The sequence below is a fragment of the Streptomyces sp. CAU 1734 genome (assembly GCF_039888735.1).
Classification (GTDB): Bacteria; Actinomycetota; Actinomycetes; order Streptomycetales; family Streptomycetaceae; genus Streptomyces.
On the sequence record NZ_JBDQQP010000001.1, the window covers coordinates 493,759 to 513,157 of the forward strand.

At 72.9% G+C, this 19,399-nt stretch carries 14 protein-coding genes and 1 pseudogene; 7 read left to right on the forward strand and 8 right to left on the reverse strand.

Annotated elements, in window-relative coordinates; all coding sequences use genetic code 11:
- The first annotated feature begins 124 nt into the window (after positions 1–124).
- The 3 genes from AAFN69_RS02030 to AAFN69_RS02040 all read left to right on the forward strand — a co-directional run bounded on the left by AAFN69_RS02030 (position 125) and on the right by AAFN69_RS02040 (position 8,402).
- The gene (locus tag AAFN69_RS02030) at positions 125–2,323 is read left to right on the forward strand and encodes an SPFH domain-containing protein (protein ID WP_347726452.1); all 2,199 of its coding nucleotides are present in this window, start codon (positions 125–127) and stop codon (positions 2,321–2,323) included.
- A 130-nt stretch (positions 2,324–2,453) separates the two neighbouring features.
- Positions 2,454–7,331 (forward strand): DNA repair ATPase, encoded by a 4,878-nt coding sequence (locus AAFN69_RS02035; protein ID WP_347726453.1) that lies wholly within the window; start codon positions 2,454–2,456, stop codon positions 7,329–7,331.
- A 186-nt stretch (positions 7,332–7,517) separates the two neighbouring features.
- Complete coding sequence (locus AAFN69_RS02040; RefSeq protein ID WP_347726454.1) at positions 7,518–8,402, forward strand: NAD(P)-binding domain-containing protein; 885 nt, start codon at positions 7,518–7,520, stop codon at positions 8,400–8,402.
- A 27-nt stretch (positions 8,403–8,429) separates the two neighbouring features.
- Here AAFN69_RS02040 and AAFN69_RS02045 read toward each other — a convergent pair whose 3' ends face one another.
- Positions 8,430–9,941, reverse strand: coding sequence for an alpha/beta hydrolase (locus AAFN69_RS02045; protein ID WP_347726455.1), 1,512 nt, complete (start codon positions 9,939–9,941; stop codon positions 8,430–8,432).
- Positions 9,942–10,526: 585 nt separating this feature from the next.
- Between AAFN69_RS02045 and AAFN69_RS02050 the strand changes: the two genes are divergently transcribed.
- Positions 10,527–11,384 carry a phosphotransferase gene (locus tag AAFN69_RS02050; RefSeq protein ID WP_347726456.1) on the forward strand — a complete coding sequence of 286 codons (858 nt, stop codon included), beginning with the start codon at positions 10,527–10,529 and terminating at the stop codon, positions 11,382–11,384.
- Positions 11,385–11,405: 21 nt separating this feature from the next.
- Here AAFN69_RS02050 and AAFN69_RS02055 read toward each other — a convergent pair whose 3' ends face one another.
- From AAFN69_RS02055 to AAFN69_RS02075, 5 genes are all read right to left on the reverse strand, one after another.
- Entirely contained in the window at positions 11,406–11,606 is a 201-nt protein-coding gene (locus AAFN69_RS02055) for a superinfection immunity protein (RefSeq protein ID WP_347726457.1), read from the reverse strand.
- 58 nt (positions 11,607–11,664) lie between these two features.
- A complete protein-coding gene (locus AAFN69_RS02060; protein WP_347726458.1) occupies positions 11,665–12,537 on the reverse strand; it encodes an aminotransferase class IV family protein in 873 nt (290 codons plus the stop codon).
- Positions 12,538–12,567: 30 nt separating this feature from the next.
- Positions 12,568–13,284 (reverse strand): antibiotic biosynthesis monooxygenase, encoded by a 717-nt coding sequence (locus AAFN69_RS02065; RefSeq protein WP_347726459.1) that lies wholly within the window; start codon positions 13,282–13,284, stop codon positions 12,568–12,570.
- Positions 13,285–13,546: 262 nt separating this feature from the next.
- Entirely contained in the window at positions 13,547–14,074 is a 528-nt protein-coding gene (locus AAFN69_RS02070; RefSeq protein ID WP_347726460.1) for a GNAT family N-acetyltransferase, read from the reverse strand.
- Positions 14,065–15,048, reverse strand: coding sequence for a hypothetical protein (locus AAFN69_RS02075; protein WP_347726461.1), 984 nt, complete (start codon positions 15,046–15,048; stop codon positions 14,065–14,067). The genes AAFN69_RS02070 and AAFN69_RS02075 overlap by 10 nt, the downstream gene beginning before the upstream one ends.
- A gap of 437 nt (positions 15,049–15,485) precedes the next feature.
- On the opposite strand from AAFN69_RS02075, the gene AAFN69_RS02080 reads away from it, so the two are divergent.
- The 3 genes from AAFN69_RS02080 to AAFN69_RS02090 all read left to right on the forward strand — a co-directional run bounded on the left by AAFN69_RS02080 (position 15,486) and on the right by AAFN69_RS02090 (position 16,941).
- Positions 15,486–15,884 carry an ATP-binding protein gene (locus AAFN69_RS02080; RefSeq protein WP_347726462.1) on the forward strand — a complete coding sequence of 133 codons (399 nt, stop codon included), beginning with the start codon at positions 15,486–15,488 and terminating at the stop codon, positions 15,882–15,884.
- A gap of 4 nt (positions 15,885–15,888) precedes the next feature.
- Complete coding sequence (locus tag AAFN69_RS02085) at positions 15,889–16,413, forward strand: NUDIX hydrolase (protein ID WP_347726463.1); 525 nt, start codon at positions 15,889–15,891, stop codon at positions 16,411–16,413.
- Between the two features lie 264 nt (positions 16,414–16,677).
- Positions 16,678–16,941, forward strand: coding sequence for a hypothetical protein (locus AAFN69_RS02090; protein ID WP_347726464.1), 264 nt, complete (start codon positions 16,678–16,680; stop codon positions 16,939–16,941).
- Between the two features lie 111 nt (positions 16,942–17,052).
- Here the strand turns inward: AAFN69_RS02090 and AAFN69_RS02095 are convergent, their stop codons facing one another.
- Positions 17,053–17,511, reverse strand: coding sequence for a hypothetical protein (locus AAFN69_RS02095; protein ID WP_347726465.1), 459 nt, complete (start codon positions 17,509–17,511; stop codon positions 17,053–17,055).
- 411 nt (positions 17,512–17,922) lie between these two features.
- Positions 17,923–19,185 (reverse strand): annotated as a pseudogene (locus AAFN69_RS02100) (hypothetical protein); the annotation flags it as partial.
- Positions 19,186–19,399 lie beyond the last annotated feature (214 nt).

The window sequence follows — 19,399 nt, forward strand, 5'->3', positions numbered from 1 at the left end:
CCCCGGCTCACCCGGCCCGGCCCGTACATCCCCGCCCGTACGCCCCCGTACCCGCACCGACCTTCCGCGCCCGTGCCGCACCCGTGCCGCCGGCGGGCTCCCATCCGCACCACAGGGGTTTCACATGGATGCCATCTCCCTGGGCCTCGGCGTGCTCGTCGCCGTGGTCCTGCTCATCGCCGTCGCCCTGGTCCTCGTCGTCGGCCGGCTCTTCCGCAAGGTGGAGCAGGGCAAGGCCCTGATCGTCTCGAAGATGCGGAAGGTGGACGTCACCTTCACCGGGCAGGTCGTCCTGCCCGTGCTCCACAAGGCCGAGGTCATGGACATCTCGGTGAAGACCATCGAGATCTCCCGCACCGGCCGCGACGGGCTCATCTGCCGGGACAACATCCGCGCCGACATCCGGATCTCGTTCTTCGTCCGCGTCAACAAGACCGCGGAGGACGTCATCAAGGTCGCCCAGGCCATCGGAACGGCCCGCGCCAGCGACCAGTCCACCCTCCAGGAGCTCTTCAACGCGAAGTTCTCCGAGGCGCTGAAGACCGTCGGCAAACAGCTCGACTTCACCGATCTCTACACCAAGCGGAATGAGTTCCGGGACCGGATCATCCAGGTCATCGGCACCGACCTCAATGGCTACAGCCTGGAGGACGCCGCCATCGACCAGCTCGAACAGACTCCGCTCGCCCAGCTCGACAGCAGCAACATCCTCGACGCCCAGGGCATCCGGAAGATCACCGAGCTGACCGCGGTCGAGCATGTGCGCACCAATGAGTACCAGCGCCACGAGGAGAAGGAAATCACCCGGCAGAACGTCGACGCCCGGGAGGCGATCCTGGAGCTGGAGCGGCGGCAGGCCGATGCCGAGATCCGGCAGCGGCGCGAGATCGAGACCGTACGGGCCCGGGAGGAGGCCGAGACCGCCCGGGTGGTGGAGGAGGAGCGGCTGCGGGCGCAGGCCGCGTTCCTGAAGACCGAGGAGGCCCTCGGGGTGCAGCGGGAGAACCACTCCCGCGAGATCGCGGTCGCGGCGAAGAACCGTGAGCGGGTGATCGCCATCGAGAGCGAGCGGATCGAGAAGGACCGGCTGCTGGAGGTCATCGCCCGGGAGCGGGAGACCGATCTGTCGCGGATCTCCGCCGAGAAGGAGGTGGAGGCCGAGCGCCGGGAGATCGCCGAGGTGATCCGGGAGCGGGTGGCGGTCGACCGCACGGTCGCCGAGCAGGAGGAGTCCATCAAGCGGCTGCGCGCGGTGGAGGCGGCCGAGCGGGACCGCCAGGCGCTGGTCATCGCCGCCGAGGGCGCCGCGCAGGAACGGCTGGTGAAGGACATCAAGGCGGCCGAGGCGGCGGCGGCCGCGGCGGTGCACCGGGCGGCGGAGGAGCTGACGCTCGCCGAGGCCCGGAACAAGGCCGCCGACATGGACGCCCGGGCGCGGATCCGGCTGGCGGAGGGGCTCCAGGCGGAGAAGGCCGCGGAGGGGCTGGCGGCCGTGCGCGTACGGGAGAAGGAGGCCGACGCGATCGAGCGGACGGGCGAGGCGGAGGCCCGGGCGACGGCCGCGCGCCGGCGGGCCGAGGCGGAGGGGACCTCGGCGCAGCTCCTGGCCGAGGCGGAGGGAACGGCCGCACGGCTCCGGGCCGAGGCCGGGGGCGCGCGGGAGAAGGCACTCGCCGAGGCCGCCGCGATCGGGGAGAAGCTGAAGGCGGAGGCCGCCGGCCTGACCGAGAAGGCCGCCGCGATGGCGCTGCTGGACGACGCGTCCCGCACCCATGAGGAGTACCGGCTGCGGCTCACGGCGGAGAAGGACATCCGGCTCGCCGGGCTGGAGGCGCACCGGCGGATCGCCGAGGCGCAGGCGTCGGTGCTGGCGAGCGGGCTGGAGAGCGCGGACATCAGCATCGTCGGCGGCGAGTCGGTCTTCTTCGACCGGCTGGTGCAGTCGATCAGCCTCGGGAAGAGCGTGGACGGGTTCGTCGACAACTCCCGTACCGCGCAGGCGCTGGCCGGTCCCTGGCTGGACGGTTCGGCCTCCTTCACCGACGACCTGACCTCGGTTCTCGGCTCGGTCTCGACCTCCGATGTGCAGAATCTGACGGTCTCCGCGCTGCTGATGAAGCTGATGGGCACGGGAGCGGCGGGGGCCGGCCCGGACGGTGAGCGGCTGCGGCGGCTGCTGGAGGCCGCCGAGCGGCTGGGCGTGACCGACAGCGGCCCCGTCACCGCGACCACCATCACCCCGAGCACCGGCGCCGGAACCACCATCCCCGCGAACCCGGCCGCCGACGCCCCGCTCGCCTCCCTCAACGGCGCGGAGGGCTGACCGCTTCGCAGCCGCCGCGCGGGGGGCGGCGGCTGCGGACACACCGGGGGCGGGCGCGGACACGGGGGCCGCCCCGCCCCTCTCACCACCACCACTCACCCGTCGAGGGAGCAGAACTGTGCAACCCGGTATGGACGCTGACGCCCATGACGTCCTGCGTGACCGGCTCCACCGCCGCGCCGCCGAGCTGGGCCGCCGGGCCGAGGCGCTGAACACCGCCCGTGCCGGGGCGTTCGGATCGGGCGAACTGGCGCTCGCGGGCTCCGGTCATCTCGGCGCCGCCGTGCCCGGCCTGCCGCGCGGGCTCGCCGCGGTCGGGGGACTGCTGCTCCTCGGCCGGGATCTGCCGGACGGGCTGACCCCGGGCACCGAACCGGGTGAGATCTTCTCGCTGCACCGCCCCGGGGCCGGCGCCGACCCGGAGCCGCTGCCCGAGGACGCCGTCCCCGGGCTCCTGGACGACCCCTCCTTCCGCACCGAGTTCGCCTCGCTCTGCCGCTACTTCCAGGGCGCCCGGCTCGGCCGGCTGCGCGCCACCGAGACCAGGGTGCTCGCCGTCTTCCACACCGGCGAGAAGGACATCCGCGTACTGCGCTGGGAGATCACCCCGGCCGGCGCGGTCCGTTTCATGGACGCGCGCGGCGAGCGGGACGATGTGCTGCCGCCGCCGTACGACGTCGTCTGGACCGGGACCACCCGGGACGACCATCCGGCCGGGCCCCGGCCGCGGGTGCGGCTCGACGGCGGGACGGTCCACGCCGCCACCACCGGCGGCTTCCTCGTCCTCACCGTCGGCGAGGACCCCGAATCGGCCGCGGAGATCCACCGCGAGCCGGTCGAGGACCCGCTCCAGGCGCTGGCCGACGCGGAGATGGCGTACGCGAGGGTCGGGCCGCTGCTGCTGCTCCGGGTGCGCCCGTACCGCGAGGACACCGTGCGCCATCTGGTGGTCAACACCCTCACCGGGTCGGCGGTCCGGCTCGACCGGATCGGGCAGTCCTGCCGTGCCCTCCCCGACGAGCAGGGCATCGTCTTCCCCGGCGGCTCGCTCCTCGCCGACGGCACCGTGCGCGTCTTCGACACCGAACCGGTGGACGGCCTGGTGTACGAGCGCGTGCTGCGCTCCCCGGGCGGTGACGAGATCCTCTTCGCCTTCCGCTCCCCCGCCGGGAGCCGAACCCTGCTGCTGCCGTACAGCACCATCCGCAAGGAGATCGCGGCCCCGCTCTTCTGCCGGGGGTACGCCCTCTTCCCCGACGGCGCCCTGACCACGCTCTCGGGCTCCCCGGACGGGGAGCCCGCCCGGCTGCATCCGGTGCGGAGCTGGACGAGTCCGTACGTCTCCGAGACCCATCCCGCCCCCGCGGCGGCCGGCCCGCTCGCCCGGATCGGCAACACCGATCTGGTCCGGGGGGTCTCCGAGGTTCTGGCGATCGTGCGGCGGGCCGCGGTGACCGCACCGACGAGCGAGGTGTACGAGTCGCTGGCCGCCGACTGCGCGCGGGCCGCCGACCGCCACCACTGGCTGGGCGAGGCGGCGGCCGGGGATCTGCTCACCCCGCTGCTGGAGGTGCGGACCACCGCCGAGCAGGCGCTGGCCGAATACGGGAAGGTCCGCGATCTGACCCGGCGGGCGGCCGAGGCCCTCGCCGACACCGCGCAGGACATCGCCCGGCTGGTCCGCCGGGTCCGCGGCGAGGCACCCGCCGGCGCGGCGGAGTGGGTGGCGCGGATCACCGAACTCCGCGGCGCGCAGGGGAGGCTGGCCGGGCTGCGGGAGCTGCCGTACGCGGATGTCGCGGCCGTCGACGCCCTGCGCGAGGACCTGGCGAACGACACCGCCGCGACCGCCCGCCGGGCCGTCGCCTTCATCGGCCGGCCGGACGGTCTCGCCGACCGGCGGGCGGACGCGGAGGCGCTGGCCGCCGAGGCGGGGACGCTCACGAGCACCGCCGCCGCCGAGGAGCTGACCGGGCGGATCGATGGCCGGGCGGCGGGGCTGAGCGCGCTGAGCGAGGTCGTCACCGGGCTGGAGATCGCGGACGCCGGGGTCCGTACCGCCGTGCTGGAACGGATCTCCGAGGTGCTGGGCGTGCTCAACCGGGCCCGTGCCGGTGCCGCGGGCCGCCGGGCCGAGCTCGCCGAGCGGGAGGGGCGGGAGGGCTTCGCCGCCGAATCCGCCCTGCTCGCCCAGTCGGTGACGGCCGCGCTGGCCGCCGCCGACACCCCGGAGAGCTGTGAGCGCGGACTGACCGCGATCCTGCTCCAGCTGGAGAGTCTGGAGTCCCGGTTCTCCGGTCACGACGGCTTTCTCACCGCCGTGGCGGAGCGGCGGGCCGAGGTGCGGGAGGCGTTCGAGGCGCGCGGGCAGTCGCTCCGGGACGAGCGCGCACGGCGCGCGGAGCGGCTCGCGGAGTCGGCGGGGAGGGTGCTGGAGGCGATCGGGCGCCGGGCGGCGGCGCTGGAGAGCGCCGACGAGGTGCACGCGTGGTTCGCCGCCGATCCGATGGCCGTACGGGTCCGCCGCACGGCCGAGGAGCTGCGCTCCCTGGGCGACCGGGTGCGGGCGGAGGAGCTGCTGGGCCGGCTGAAGGCGGCCCGCCAGGAGGCCGGCCGGGCGCTGCGCGACCGCCGGGAGCTCTTCGAGGAGGGCGGCGACACCATCCGGCTGGGCGGGCACCGGTTCGCGGTCACCACCCGGCCGCCGGAGCTGACCCTGGTGCCGCACGGCACGGACGGCATGGCCTTCGCGCTGACGGGAACCGACTACCGCTCCCCGGTGACGGATCCGCGCTTCACGGCCGCCCGCCGCCACTGGGCGCGCACCCTGCCGTCGGAGTCGGCCGACGTCTGCCGGGCCGAGTATCTGGCGGCCCGGCTGCTGCCGGCGGCGGTGGCCGGTGCCGAGCCGGCGGCGCTGATCGCCCGGGCGCTGGCGGACGCCCCCGAGGAGGGGTACGAGCGCGGTGTCCACGACCACGACACCGCCGCGATCCTGCGGCTGGTGCTGCGGCTGCGCGCGGGTGCCGGGCTGCTGCGGCACCCGGCCGGGGCGCGCGCGGCGGCCCAGCTCTTCTGGGTGCACGGGACGGGCCCGGCCGAGCGGGAGCGGTGGCGCCGGCATGCCGTCTCGCTGGTGCGGGCGCGCGAGTCGTTCGGCGCGGCACCGGCGCTGGACGCGCTCGTCGGCGAGCTGGCGGCGGCGATCGGCGGGGCCGGCTTCCCGGCCGTCCCGGCGGGCACGGCGGCGGAGGCGGCCGGGTATCTGGTGGAGGAGCTGGCGGAGGGCGGGGGCTCCTTCGTGTCGGGTCCGGCGGCCCGGACGCTGCTGGAGAAGTTCCGCCGGGCGGCTCCGGGCGCGGAGAGTCCGTACGAGGCCGATCTGCGCGCCCTGCTCGCCGGGGGCGATCCGCTCTCCGCGCACCGGATCGCCGAGGGCTGGCTGGCGGCGTGGGCGGCGGCCCGGGGCGAGGAGACCGACCCCGGCGATCTGGCGGAGGCGGTGGCCGCCGAGCTCTGTCCGGAGCTGCCGCGCCGCGAGGTGGACGCGCCGCTCACCGGTACGGTCACCGGTCTGCTGGGCTCCCATCCCCGGATCGTCCGGGGGTCGCTGCCGGTGCGGCTGGATGAATTCCTCTCCCGTACGGCCGCGTTCGCCGAGCACGAGGTGCCCGGGTTCCGCGCGTATCAGGAGTTGCGGCGCTCGCTGGTGGCCGCCGAGCGGGAGCGGCTGCGGCCGGACGACCACCGGCCCCGGGTGATGTCGGCCTTTGTCCGCAACCGGCTGGTGGACGAGGTGTATCTGCCGCTGATCGGCGACAGTCTCGCCAAACAGCTGGGCGCGGCGGGGGACGCCCGGCGCACCGACAGCAGCGGGCTGCTGCTGCTCGTCTCGCCGCCCGGGTACGGGAAGACGACGCTGATCGAGTATGTGGCCGACCGGCTCGGCCTGCTGCTGGTCCGGGTGGACGGCCCGGCTCTCGGCGCGCACACCACCTCGCTCGACCCGGACCGGGCGCCGGACGCGGCGGCCCGCCGGGAGCTGGAGAAGGTGGAGTTCGCGCTCGCGGCGGGGAACAACGTGCTGCTGTACGTGGACGACATCCAGCACACCTCGCCGGAGCTGCTCCAGAAGTTCATCCCGCTCTGCGACGCGACCCGCACCCTGGGCGGGCGGGATCTGCGCGGCAAGCGGTTCGCGGTCTGCATGGCGGGCAATCCGTACACCGAGTCGGGCCGGCGGTTCGCCGTCCCGGACATGCTGGCGAACCGGGCCGATGTGTGGAATCTGGGCGAGGTGCTGACGGGCCGGGAGGAGGCGTTCGCGCTGAGTTTCGTGGAGAACGCGCTGACCTCCCATCCGGTGCTCGCGCCGCTCGCGGGCCGGGAGCGGGCCGATCTGGAGCTGCTGACGCGGCTGGCGGCGGGGGATCCGGGGGCGCGCCGGGAAGAGCTCGCGCATCCGTACCCGGCGGCGGAGCTCGACCGGGTGGTGGCGGTGCTGGGCCATGTGCTGACGGCCCGGAAGACGGTGCTGGCGGTGAACGCGGCGTACATCGCGTCGGCGGCGCAGGCGGACGAGCACCGTACCGAGCCGCCGTTCCGGCTCCAGGGCTCCTACCGGAACATGAACAGGATGGTGCAGCGCATCAGTCCGGTGATGAACGATGCCGAGCTGGCGGCGGTGATCGGGGATCATTACGCGGGCGAGGCGCAGACGCTGACCACGGGCGCGGAGGCCAATCTGCTGAAACTGGCGGAGCTGCGCGGCACGCTGGACGGTGCGCGTGCGGCGCGCTGGGCCGAGATCACGTCAGCATATGTCCGTAACCGCGCCGTTGGCGGTGCGGCCGGCGGCGGAGACGGAGACGGGCGTACGGAGTCATCCGCCGCGCCCGGCGCTCCGGAGGCGGTGGCGGACGCGGCGGTGGCGGCGCTGGGGCTGCTGGCCGAGCGGCTCGCGGCGGTGGAGGCGGCCATCGCGGGGCGGGCGCGCGGTCCGCGCTGACCCCGGCGGGTCCTTTCGGCGGATTCTGTCCACAGCCTGTGGACAACTTTCCCCCAATCCCTCCGCCCGCAACTGAGTAGAGCGTTCGTTTCAGTGGGTGCTACCGTCTGCTCCAGGCGCTGAATAGAGCGTTCGTTTCAGTGAGTTGAAGCAGCAGATCCGCCCCTTTCCGCACCGGAGGCCGTCATGAGTACGCAGCAGCAGCCCGTCACCGTCATCGGACTCGGCCCCATGGGCCGGGCGATGGTGAGCACCCTTCTCGGCCGGGGCCATGAGGTCACCGTCTGGAACCGGACCGCGTCCCGGGCCGACGCCCTGGTGGCCGGGGGCGCCGTGCTCGCCCCCGATCCGGCGGCGGCGCTGACCGCCCATGAGCTGGTGGTGCTGAGCCTGACGGACTACGAGGCCATGTACCGGGTCTTGGAGCCGGTGTCCGGATCACTCGCCGGCCGGGTGATCGTCAATCTCAGCTCCGACACCCCGGAGAAGACCCGCGAGGGCGCCCGGTGGATCGCCGGGCACGGCGGCGTGATGATCGCGGGCGGGCTCACCGTGCCGCCGTCCGGCATCGGGAAGCCGGAGTCGTCGGCCTTCTACAGCGGCCCGCGTGAGGAGTTCGAGAAACACCGGCCCGTGCTGGAGGCCCTCACCCGTACGGACTTCCGGGGCGAGGATCCGGGGCTGGCCGCGCTGATGTACCAGATCGGGATGGGCATGTTCTGGACCTCCATGCTCAGCTTCTGGCAGGCGGTCGCGCTGGCCGGGGCGCACGGGCTCAAGGCGGCGGACATCCTCCCGCACGCCTCCGAGACCATGTCGGTGATGCCGGGCTTCCTCGGCTTCTACGCGGAACGCATCGACGCCGGCGACCACGCGGGCGATGTGGACCGGCTGGCGATGGGCACGGCCAGTGCGGAACACGTCCTGCACACCATGGCGGACGCCGGCCTGGACACCACCCTGCCGGAGACGGTGACCGCGCTCTTCCGGCGCGGGATGGCGGCCGGACACGGCGGGGACAGCTTCTCCAGCCTGGTGGAGCTGCTGAGGAAGGCCGAGCCGGGCCGCTGAGGGAGCGGGCCCGGACGGCACGCGGCGTCAGGCGGGGCAGCTCAGATCCCTCGCCGGCCGCTCCCCGGTGGTCAGGAACCCGGTCACCGCCCGGTTTCCGCAGACGGAGCCGGCCGCCGGGTAGACACCGTGCCCGCCCCGGTCGACCGAGACCAGCCGGGCCCGCTCCCCCAGCGCCTCCCGCATCCGCAGGGCGCCGGAGTACGGGGTGGCCGGATCGCGCAGATTCTGGATCATCAGAATGTTGGACGGACCCCGGTCGGTGATCCGCACCGGCTTCTCCCGCCGGTCGTTCTTCCAGAAGGCGCAGGCCGTGATGTTCACCGGCATTCCGGCCGTCAGCGGGTGCCGGGCGCGGTCGGCGGCCACCTCCCGCCCGTACCCCTGGACCGACCCGGGCCACTTCACGTCGTTGCAGACCACGGCGATGGCGACGGCCGTCTCGCGCTCCGTCAACGGCTCGACGAGCGCCGCCGGGAGCACCGGTTTCGCACCGGGGGTGCGGGCCGCCGACAACAGCCGGGTGAAGCCGGGGAAGGCCGTGTCCGAGTGGAGGGCGGTCTGCATCGCCTGCCGCAGCAGATTCCCGGTGAGCGGCACCCCGGGAGTCGCCGACTCCTTCGGCGCCCGGTCCAGCTCGGCGGCGAGCGCGAGAAAGAGCGGGCGCACCTCCTCGGCGCGGTCCGCGAGCCGCAACCCCTCCCCCTCCCGGGCCGGATCGGACGCCCAGGCCGCGTAGTCGGGGAACCGGTCCTCGGCGCCGCGCGCCATATTGGCCAGCCAGCCGCGCCCGACCCGGGCCGGATCGGGGTCCCCGCTGCTGTCCAGCACCCAGCGATCGGTGCGGTGCGGATACTTCTGCGCGTACACCGCCCCCGCGTAGGCCCCGTACGAGGTGCCGACCGCCGACAGCCTCTCCACCCCCAGCGCCCGCCGGAAGCTCTCGATGTCCCGCACCTCATTGAGGGTGCTGATGCTGCGCAGCACCGGACCGCCGTCGCGCCCGCACGCCCCGGCCGTGCGCCGCGCGCGTTCGGTGCCGGCCGCGATCGAACCGTCCGCCGCCGGCCAGGGACGGAGATTGACCAGTCTGCGGTCCTCCGCCGGCAGCCCGCACGCGGCACCCGTGCTCCCGCCGGTCCCGCGCGGATCCAGACCGACGATGTCGTACGCCCCGCCGAGCTCCGCCCGCAGCGCCGGGCCCTTCCGCGCCACCTCGGCGGTCCCGGAGTTGCCCGGCCCGCCGGGAATCAGCAGCAGCGTCCCGCGCCGCGCCGCGGGCCGGTCGCTCACCAGCCGGGTGACGGCCACCGTGAGCCGTTCCCCGCGGGGATCCCGGTAGTCGACGGGCACGGAGAGTTCGGCGCACTCCCGGGACCCGGCACCGGTACCGGCCGCACAGGGCCGCCAGTCGAGACCCGTGCGCGGCCCCGGCGCCTCCCGGGCCCGCGCCGAGGGCCCGGTGACGGCGGCCACGGTGGTCGCGACCGCGGCGGCGGAGAGAGCGAGAGCGATGACGCGGGCGGGATAGGTGGTCATGGCGGGAAGCCTGCCGCGCGACCGGCCGCCGTCCCATCCGGCAGGCAGGTGGACGGGGGTGGGGCTGACCCCCCGGGGCGCTTCCCGGGGCCCGCCGGGGCTCCCCGGGGGAACGCACTCCGGCGCATGGAGGCATCCCCGGCTCATTCGGGGTCGTGGACGGCGCACTTGTGACCGTACGTCAACTTCTGTACCACCGGCCGCCGGTACCCCGGCGGCGGCGGAGGAAATGCCCGGCGGACGGTGAAGCGCGGCCCGGACAGGGGAAGAAGGAGGAGGTTCCACTCTCCGCCGGCGCCTTCGGCCCCTGGTGGCGGGGACCGAAGGGGAGATCCCGCCATCTGTACGAGTGAAGGGCCGTCCGGGCCACAGCCGCGAACAGCCGGCGCCGTGGAACGCGGTCCAGGGAGGAAACCGGATATGAAACCGTGGGTTCTGAGGGAATGCGACCACGAATGGGTGGGCTGGAGCGGAAAGCAGCGCTGCCGCAAGTGCGGTGTCACACAGAAGTAGTGGCCGGCCCGGCGGGGGTAACGTCGTTTCCCCACCCCCGCCTCTCAACCCGGCCGTCACGAAAGGCAGCACATGTCCGAGCGAGTCGACTGGGAGGCGCTGCCCGAGGAGCTGCGCACGGCCGTGGAGCGGCGTACGGGACGGGTGACATCGGCGGTCGTCGTCCCGGAGGGCCTCAACTGCTCGCTGGCCCTCACCCTGTCCACCACCGCGCACGGCATGCTCTTCCTCAAGGGCGTGCGGGAGAGCGACCACGCGGAGCTCGCCGCCTTACGGTGGGAGGAGTCGGTCAACCGCACCGTGCGCGGCATCGGCCCCTCGATCCGCCACACCTTCGCGGCGGCGGGCTGGCGATGTCTCGCCTTCGTCCACATCGAGGGCCGCCACGCCGATCTGGGACCCGGCAGCCGGGATCTGAACGCGGTCGCGCGCACCCTGCGCAGAATCCCCGCCCTGCGGGTCCCGGACCTGCCCCTGCCCCGGTTCGCCGACCGGTACGCGGAGTTCCTGCATCCGCACGAGGCCGCCGCCCTGCACGGACGCCATCTGCTGCACACCGACACCAACCCGCACAACATCATGATCGGCCGGGGCGGGGTCGCGTACATCATCGACTGGGCCATGCCCGCGACCGGCCCGTCCTGGATCGACCCCGCGTACACGGCGGTCCGGCTGATGGAGTGCGAGCGCAGCCCCGAGGAGGCCATGGCCTGGCTGTCGGGCTTCCCCCACTGGTGCACGGCGGACCGGACCGCCGTGGAGACCTTCGTGGACGCGGAGTGCCGGCGCTGGACGGCCACGGTCGGCGAGAAGGGCGCGGCGGCCAGCAACGCCCGCTTCCGCGTGCTGCTGGACGCGGCCCCGGCCGCGCGGCCCCGGCCGGTGGCGCGCAGTGCCGGGGGCGCGTCCGTGCGCCGGCTCTTCCGCTGAGCCGGTCCCGGCGCAGGGCCGCTACACGCGTGCGGCGGGCTTCGGGGTACGGGTCGCCATGAAGAAGGCCACGCCCCACCCGATGAGCGATGCGCCGAAGACCAGATTGATGACGAGTATCAGCCAGCGGTTCTTGGCACCGCGCGAGAAGGCGATGTACGTCGGCAGCAGGTAGACAACGGTGATGGCGATGGCGACCACCACGGTCAGCAGTATCTCCACAGGGCGCTCCAGCTCTCGTCTCCGGCGTTCGGGCGCAGTCTAGTTGCCCTGATCATGCTCACGCCGTGATCCGGTGGGGCATCTCTCGGAGCGAGACCAGCGGTTCGGCCCGGAACGCCCGGTGCAGCACCTCCACGAACTCGGGCGCCCCGGGCAGCGGGACGGTGCCGATACGGTGCACGGGGATCCCCGGCGACCAGGAGTTCATCACCGCGCAGCCGCGCAGCTCCGGCAGCCCGGCGAGCGTGATCTCCTCGGACCGCTGCGGTACGCCGAGGGCGTCCAGCCGGCGGCGGACCACGCCCATCGTGGTGCCCGTCAGCATCCCGGCCACCGGCCACACCACCGCCGTGCCGTCCCAGAAGACCAGGTTCCAGATGGACGCCTCGCTGAGCCGGCCCCGGCGGTCGGTGAAGGCGACATCGTCGAAGCCCCGGTCCGCCGCCTCGCGCAGGAGATAGGTCTTCGCCGGTTCGCCGACATGCTTCACCTCGGGGAGAAAGCGCTCGTGCTCCACCACGGCCAGATTCAGCGGACCCGCCGGACCCGACGACGGCGGCCCCAGCCGCACCAGCATCTCCGGCTCCACCTCGGACCCGGCCGCCGTGAACTCCCCGGCCGGGGAGTAGACCGTGGCGGTGAGGGAGAGGTCGGCGGGGCCCGCCGCGATGGCCGCCCGCAGACCGGACAGCACCCGGTCATCGGGGATGGCGCGGCCGAAGAGCCGCCGCGAGGCGTCCCGCAGCCGGTCCAGATGGAGATCGGGGGCGCGCACCCGGCCGTCGCGGACCTGCATGGCGGTGAAGTGGGCGTACCCCCCGAAGGCCAGCGGGGTCAGCTCCCCGGCCGTCATCGGCCGCCCGTCGCGCCGGGCGACGGGGGCGGTGCCGGTACCCGTCCCGTTCTCGGTGTTCAGCGGAATCGTCGTCATGTCCGGGCAACACCCGCCGGGCCGCGACCGTTACCCGACCCCACCGGCACCGACGGCCGCCCCGGGGTCCCGGGGAGCCGCGTCCACCTGCGCCGCCACGGTGCACAGCACATACTCGGGCGGCGCCACTTCGAGCCGGGCCACCTCCTGCTGTCCCTCGGAGATCCGGGGATCCTCCGTCCAGGACCGGTACGCGGCCTCGTTCACCCACATCGGATAGCTGACGAAGGTGGTGCCGTCCCTGCCGAGATAGGGGGTCACGGAGATGAAGCCCGGGAACTCGCGCTTCCACTGTCCGCTCCGGGACAGCAGTTCCAGCAGCGCCCGAGCCGATTCATGACCGTCCAGATGCCGGGTCGCGACCATCACGACACCCGGCTCCGCACTCGCCTCGGGACCGGTGAACCCCTCGGCGGGCACCCCGCTGAAGACGCTGGCCCCGATCACCCCCGGCCGGCTGCCGAGACCGTGCAGCACGGCCCCGGCGGGATTCTCCCGGAAGGAGGTGCGGTAGGCGGCCTCGCTGGTCCACTCGCCCCGGTTGATCACCGTGGCGCCGTCCGCGCTGATGTGGACACGTGAGGAGATGAAGCCGGGTGTGTACCGCACCCACTCCCGCACCTCGGCGGTGAGCACCGTGATCACCTCGGCGGCGGCCTCGGGCCCCTCCGTCCGCAGCACACCGAAGGTCACGAAACCGGTCTCCGGATCGGCGGGGGCGGCGGGCTCGGCGCATTGCACTGGCATGGGACAACTCCGTCGGGTCGTGGGGGATTCAGCGGAGGGTCGCGCACGGGTTCTCCCGGGCCGGTTCGCGGCGGGACGCGGAGGGCGGGGACTTCCCTGAATCCAGGCTCCGCGCCCCGCGGCGTCAGATCAATGCCCTGATGTTCAGGCCGGTGTGAGGTTGCGTCAGGCATCGCCGCGGAGCTCGGCGAACCGACAGGAGAAGGTCAGGGCCGTGCAAGACGCCTTGCCGCCAGTGCTGTCGGCACCCCTCGCGCACCGGCTATCCGTCGAGATACTTGACCATGACCGCGAAGACGGGCGAGTCGGGGAACGGCCGCCGGATGCCGACCCGGCCGTACCCCCACTTCTCGTACCGCGCCTCCACCCTCGGATGCTCGATGTCCACCAGGAGTACGGAGAGATCCTCGGTCCGGTTCGCGAGCAGCGCCCCGTGCAGCCGGTCCGAGGCCCCCGTCTTGCGCCACCGGGGACGCACCATCAGCTCGGAGAGCCCGTATGTCCGCGTCCGCTCGGGCGGCGGCCTCAGCCCGTCGCGCCACCACTCGTGCCCGTCCGCGAGCGGGGCCCCGTAGGCGAAGCCGATGGGCTCGTCGCCGTCGTAACCGATCACGCAGGTGAAGCCGGGGTGGCCGCCCCAGTGGTCCACGAACCAGGGGAAGCGGGCGACGAAGGGGTCGCCGGGCGGGTACTCGGGGATCTTGGCGTGGACGGAGAGAAGGACGTCGCGGATGGCGTCGCGATCGGCATGGGTGAAGTGGCGCAGCTCGATCATGCGGGTCAGCTCCATTTCATCCGGACCTGCTCGGTCCAGTCGTGGGCCTGTGCCGTGCCGGGGAAGAGTTCGAGGAGATCGCGGTGGTAGTCGCCCAGCTCAGTTCGCATGCGGGTCGGAAGTGTCGCGCCGTCCATGAGGTCGAGGACGCGGTTGGCAGTTTCGTACGACTGCTCCAGATCGCCCTGGTGGAGCTGGGCCCGGGCCATCCGTGCCGTGACCATGGCCCTGTTGCGGCGGAAGCGTTCGGGAATGGCGGTGAGTGATCGATGAGCTGCCCGCTCCGCCTCCGCCGGGGCGCCGAGGTGAAAATGCACGCTCGCGGTCAGCCCGAAGAACTCTCCAGGGCCGTAGAAGTCCATCCACCCCGGTCGCGGGGCCGCCACAGCGCGGGCGAGCGCGTCCTCGGCATGACCGAGGCTCCGCAGTGCCGACTGGCGGTCCTGCACATTCGCATAGCCGACGGAGGTTCGGGCATGGGCCAGTGAGGCGAACAGCGGATCGCGCCGGCTGACGGTCAGGGCTTGGGCCGCCTGCCCGGCGATCACCGCGTCACCGTGATCGCCCCGCTGAGTCGCGACCAGAGCAACGTTGTTCCAGATACGAAGCTGGGCAGCGGATTCCCGGGCCATTCCCGCCAGGGTCATCGCCCGGTCCAGGTGCGTCTGCGCCCGGTCGAGAATGCCCGCATCCGTGCACGACCACCCCGCCAGGGTGTTGAAGTCCGCCGCGAGCCCGAAGAGCCTGCGCTTCACCGATTCCGTGGCGTTCTGACTCTGCAGGGTGAGCGCTTCCTCGGCGGCGGCCAGAGCACCCTCTTCGAGTGCGGTGTGGCCGCCCTGGTGGTTCTCCAGAAGCTGGAGAGTCGTCAGCCGTGACCGCAGCCGCTCGACATCGGAGAAGCCGACCCGGCGCTGCGCGCCCACGGCAGGCGCGGTGACCGCCACCGCCGTACCGGTCGCGGCGGTTATGAATACTCTGCGTCGCACGGGTACCTCCTGCCGTCGTGGTGGTGGTGCCGTGATTCGCGATGGCGTAAACCCTAAGTCCTCTACCCGGCAGCCGAACACCCATTCCAGTGCGACGCACGTGCGTCCGATGGGGCGCCGGGTGGCACCGTTCACAAGATTGCGGACGCTGCGATCGGTCATGCTCCCTTCCCTGCCCGTGATCTCCTCCAGGGCGGTGTTCAGCCGACGCGCCAATTCTTCTTGCGTCAGTCCCAGTTCTTTCATCTGTCGCTTCAGAGCTTTATTGACCCCCATGCCCTGAAGGTAGCTCCCATCCCATTGGCCGCACCAGACCACTATCCACGAGGGCGCAAACTCTTCCGGTTTCGGCATGATTCCCCTCGGCGGAACCATCCTGTGAGCAGCCATTCCGCACTCGTTGACTAATCCAGCAGCCAGCGAGGGTGGGAGAGGCCATGATCACCACCACGGAGACCGAAGATCGGCTCACCATCAGCCTGATCGTCGAGCCGTCAACCATGCGGGACATCAGGAGAAGAGTGCGGGACCGCCTGTTCACCTGGGACCTTTCGGAGTTTGCCGGGGATGTCGTCCTGGTCGTCAGTGAATTGCTGACGAATGTGCATGAGCACGCCGAAGGCGAGTGCGTACTCGAAATCGAATACGCCGACGAAGAACTGATCGTCCGCGTCGGCGACACCGCACGGAGGCCGCCCGTCGTGCGGCCGTTCTGCGGAAAGGAAGAGGACGGCAGGGGTCTCGTCCTGGTCGATGCGCTGGCAGCGCGGTGGGAAACCGTGATCACCGCGACCGGAAAGGTCATCACATGCGTATTCGCGACATCGGGAAAGTGATTGTATGACTGTCAGTGACAGCCACATCGTCAAGGCGATCACCGGGTATCTCCACCGGTACCCGGTGGAGGCCGCCGGATTGATGCCGGTGTACGACGCGGCCCACGACCACACCGCACACGGCCGCTGCACCCACCGGGACCGGTGCCCCCTCGTGGTGGCCGTACCGATCCTCGTGGACGAGCGGGAGCGGGTACTGGGCCTGCTGCGGCCCGGCGGCCGGCCCTTCGCCGACGGCCCGCCGGTGGCCGGGGACCGGTCCCTGCACGCCTCCGCGCTGCGGGTGTTGCGGGAGTACACGGGGGTGGAGGACGTATGGACTCTTCCGGGTACGGAGGAGCCGCTGGACATCGAGGTCCGCGCCGGATGCGGTCGCAGACTGATCGGGCTCCGCTATCTCTTCCGGGGGCACGCGCGGATGCTGCCTGCCGCACGACTGGAGGGCGGGGGCTTCCACTGGCTCGCGATGTCCGAGGCCGGCGACCGGCTCGCGGAGCGGCTGCGGCCGTGGCTCACGAGCACGCCGTGAGTCCGAGGGATGAGCAGATCGCCTGTGTGACGGCGGTGTTCCTGCTCCTCCTGGCCCTGACCGGGGCGGTGTTCGCCGGTGGTTGAGAAGGTGCTCCCTCCGCCGGCCCGGGCAGCCGGAGACGTTCGGACACGCGAGTCGAACACACACGTTGTGCCGACCCAGACGAGCGAACAGACCTCCCGCCCGGCTGAATCGGTGGACCCCACCCGGCAGGCCCACAACGCTGCTTCAGCGCAAACCCCGAACACGAGGAGTCCGACGATGGCCGAGGGCGACATGCTGTGGACACTCCACGGCGGCGAGAGAGTGGACGTGCCGGCCACGGTCGGCGGCATCCGGGACGCACTGCCGGAAGACCGGCGCCGGGAGATCGCCCGGGACCCGTACGGCAGCGGGTCCACGTCCTACCCGGGCGGCGGGGGAAGGGACCACCGGATGAATCGGATCGGCGGGGTCGCCGTCATCGCCTGTCAGGTGACGAAGGTCGCGCTGCTGGTGACCGTGGTCCAGCCCGTCGCGCGCTGACCGTCGACACGGATCCCGGCCGGCGAACAGTCCCGACACACGCCAGGAGCCCGGCCCCCGCCCCGGGGAGCGGGGCGGGGGCCGGGCCCCCTGATGTGGAGGTTCGAAGGGTCAGAGGAGATCCGGGCCTTCCTCGTCGTGGTAGGACGCCAGCGCCCAGATGATGAAGACATCGATCGCGATCATGATGATCGCCCAGACCGGCAGGTACGGCAGGAACAGGAACTGCGCGATCAGGCTGATCGAGGCGAAGAAGATGCCCGTCCACCGCGCCCACGGCTGGTTCTTGAGCACGCCGTAGCCGGTGATCACCAGACAGATGCCGACGATCAGGTGGATCCAGCCCCAGCCCGTGAGGTTGATCGCGTAGACGTAGTCGCCCACCCGGGTGTACACGTCGTCCTTGGCGATGGCCGAGATGCCCTGGAGGATCGCGAGCACACCGTTGCAGAGCATCAGAATGCCCGCGAAGACGACTCCGCCCACCGCCCAGCCGCTGTTCCTCTGTGTCTGACGGCCGGGCGCCTGCCTCGGCGGCGGAGTCCCGGCTGGCTGTGATGCGTGGCTCATGGGACCACCCTTCTCTGTCCCGGCCGCCCGACGCGGACGGGAATTCGAGCGTCAGCCCGTACCCGTGCGCCCGCCATTCGGATGCGTCCGTTCGGGTGAAGGGGCGGAGTCGGGCGGGTGCCCGGGGGGTGTGCCGGAGGACAGGCCGGACGCGGTGTCCGGGGCGGGGGGCACGGGGCCGCCGGTCCGCGGGTGGGGGTCGGCGCCGGGGTGGCCGAGCGGGGTGGTGTCCGGTGCCGCCGGATCCGTACGGCCACCGCTTCCCGGGCCTCTTCCCGGGCCCGGCGCGAGGCCGGGGCCGGGGTGCACCGGGTCCGGGCCCCACTCCGGGCCGGGCGGGGCCACCGGCGGCGGGGGTACGCCCGGTCCACCGCCGGAACCGCCTCCCGGGCCGTCGTCCCCCGCCGGCGCCCCGGAATCGTCCGCCGCCAGGAACTCCAGCAGCGCCAGGGCCGCCAGCAGGGCCAGGGCCAGGCCCACGACCACCCAGGCCGTGGGGTGGCTCCACAGCAGATACGCCAGGATCGCGCCCGCCACCAGGATCCACGCGATCCAGTGCCGCAGACGGCGGGCCCAGGGGCCCACCGGGCCCGTGCGCAGACCCGCGTGGCCCGCCCCGGTGCGCGCCGAGGCCAGGGAGGAGTGCCAGAAACGGCGTACCAGCGTCGCCCGGCGCCCGGGGCCGGTCAGCCAGGCCGCGAGGGCGATCACGACACCGAGCGTGACCACCATCCGGACCGCCGACCGGAGATAGCGGACCAGCTCGTCGTAGACGGCTCCGGCGGCCGGCTGGGAGACACCGGACGGCAGCCGGTCCAGATACACCGCCCGGAAGGCGGTCAGGGCGATCCCGAGCAGCCCGACCGCGACGGCGACCGCGAGCGCCGAGGTCACCACGGCCCGGCGCCGCCGGACCGAGAGCAGCACCCCGCCCGCCACCAGCACGAACGCGAGAACGGGCAGCCAGAAGCCGGCGAGCTGGAGGAGCCGGAAGCCGGTCTTCAGCTTGCCGATGTCGTCGGAGCGGAAGACCGTCAGCGAGGTGTGGACCTCGGGGATCTTCTCCGCGACGGTGAGCCCGTCGGCCACCAGACGCTGCTTGACCTGGTCGATCACCGGGGCCAGATCGATCTCCACGGCGTTGTCGGTCAGTTCGACCGCTCCCCCGCCGCTGCCCGTCAGAGCCTTGTCCACCGCGTCGTGGATCTTGCGGTTGGCCTCCGTCCACAGGGTGGCGAACGCCTTCGACGAGGCGAACTCCTCGGCCCGGTCGTGGACAAAGCTCCGGACCGCGTTCTCCAGCGCCCCGCCCAGCTTGCCGAGCGCCTTGGCGAGCCGGGGACGGTCCGCCGGCGAGACATCGGAGAGCAGGGACTCCAGGTCGATGTGGTCCATCACGGCGTCCGTGACCCGGTTGGCCACGGCCGACCGGACCGCCGGGTCGGAGGCGAGCGGCGCGACGGTGGCGACATAGCGGTCGGTGTCGCCCACCTCGTCGGAGGTCCAGGCGGCGACCACGCTCAGCGGGGCGAGCACACAGCCGATCACGATCAGGACGGCGGCGAGGAAGGACCGCACCCGGTGGTGCGGCGGGCGCCGGGCCGCGCCCCTGTCCCCGGACTCCAGCGCGGCGATCCGCGCGTGCAGCCGATCCAGCTCGGTCTCGTCCGGCATCCCGGCCACCTCTCGCTCCCGTAGGTCCAGGGAATGCGCGGCGGGGCCCGGCAGCGAGCCGGGTGCACCGAACGGGTGGCCGGGGGCGGGCTCCGGGTACGAACCGGGCGCCGGGGCCGGGCCCGGGCGGAGAGCGGGCGCCGGGCCGCGGGGCAGCCGTCCGGACCCGCGCCGACCACCCGTCGCGGGCCACCGAACGGGTGGTCGGCGCCGC

What these genes read in the sequence shown, in the direction of transcription:
- AAFN69_RS02030 (WP_347726452.1), top strand. Translation starts at nt 125, where the DNA reads ATGGATGCCATCTCCCTGGGCCTCGGCGTGCTCGTCGCCGTGGTCCTG.
- AAFN69_RS02035 (WP_347726453.1), top strand. Translation starts at nt 2,454, where the DNA reads ATGGACGCTGACGCCCATGACGTCCTGCGTGACCGGCTCCACCGCCGC.
- AAFN69_RS02040 (WP_347726454.1), top strand. Translation starts at nt 7,518, where the DNA reads ATGAGTACGCAGCAGCAGCCCGTCACCGTCATCGGACTCGGCCCCATG.
- AAFN69_RS02045 (WP_347726455.1), bottom strand. Translation starts at nt 9,941, where the DNA reads ATGACCACCTATCCCGCCCGCGTCATCGCTCTCGCTCTCTCCGCCGCC.
- AAFN69_RS02050 (WP_347726456.1), top strand. Translation starts at nt 10,527, where the DNA reads ATGTCCGAGCGAGTCGACTGGGAGGCGCTGCCCGAGGAGCTGCGCACG.
- AAFN69_RS02060 (WP_347726458.1), bottom strand. Translation starts at nt 12,537, where the DNA reads ATGACGACGATTCCGCTGAACACCGAGAACGGGACGGGTACCGGCACC.
- AAFN69_RS02065 (WP_347726459.1), bottom strand. Translation starts at nt 13,284, where the DNA reads ATGCCAGTGCAATGCGCCGAGCCCGCCGCCCCCGCCGATCCGGAGACC.
- AAFN69_RS02070 (WP_347726460.1), bottom strand. Translation starts at nt 14,074, where the DNA reads ATGGAGCTGACCCGCATGATCGAGCTGCGCCACTTCACCCATGCCGAT.
- AAFN69_RS02080 (WP_347726462.1), top strand. Translation starts at nt 15,486, where the DNA reads ATGATCACCACCACGGAGACCGAAGATCGGCTCACCATCAGCCTGATC.
- AAFN69_RS02085 (WP_347726463.1), top strand. Translation starts at nt 15,889, where the DNA reads ATGACTGTCAGTGACAGCCACATCGTCAAGGCGATCACCGGGTATCTC.
- AAFN69_RS02090 (WP_347726464.1), top strand. Translation starts at nt 16,678, where the DNA reads ATGGCCGAGGGCGACATGCTGTGGACACTCCACGGCGGCGAGAGAGTG.
- AAFN69_RS02095 (WP_347726465.1), bottom strand. Translation starts at nt 17,511, where the DNA reads ATGAGCCACGCATCACAGCCAGCCGGGACTCCGCCGCCGAGGCAGGCG.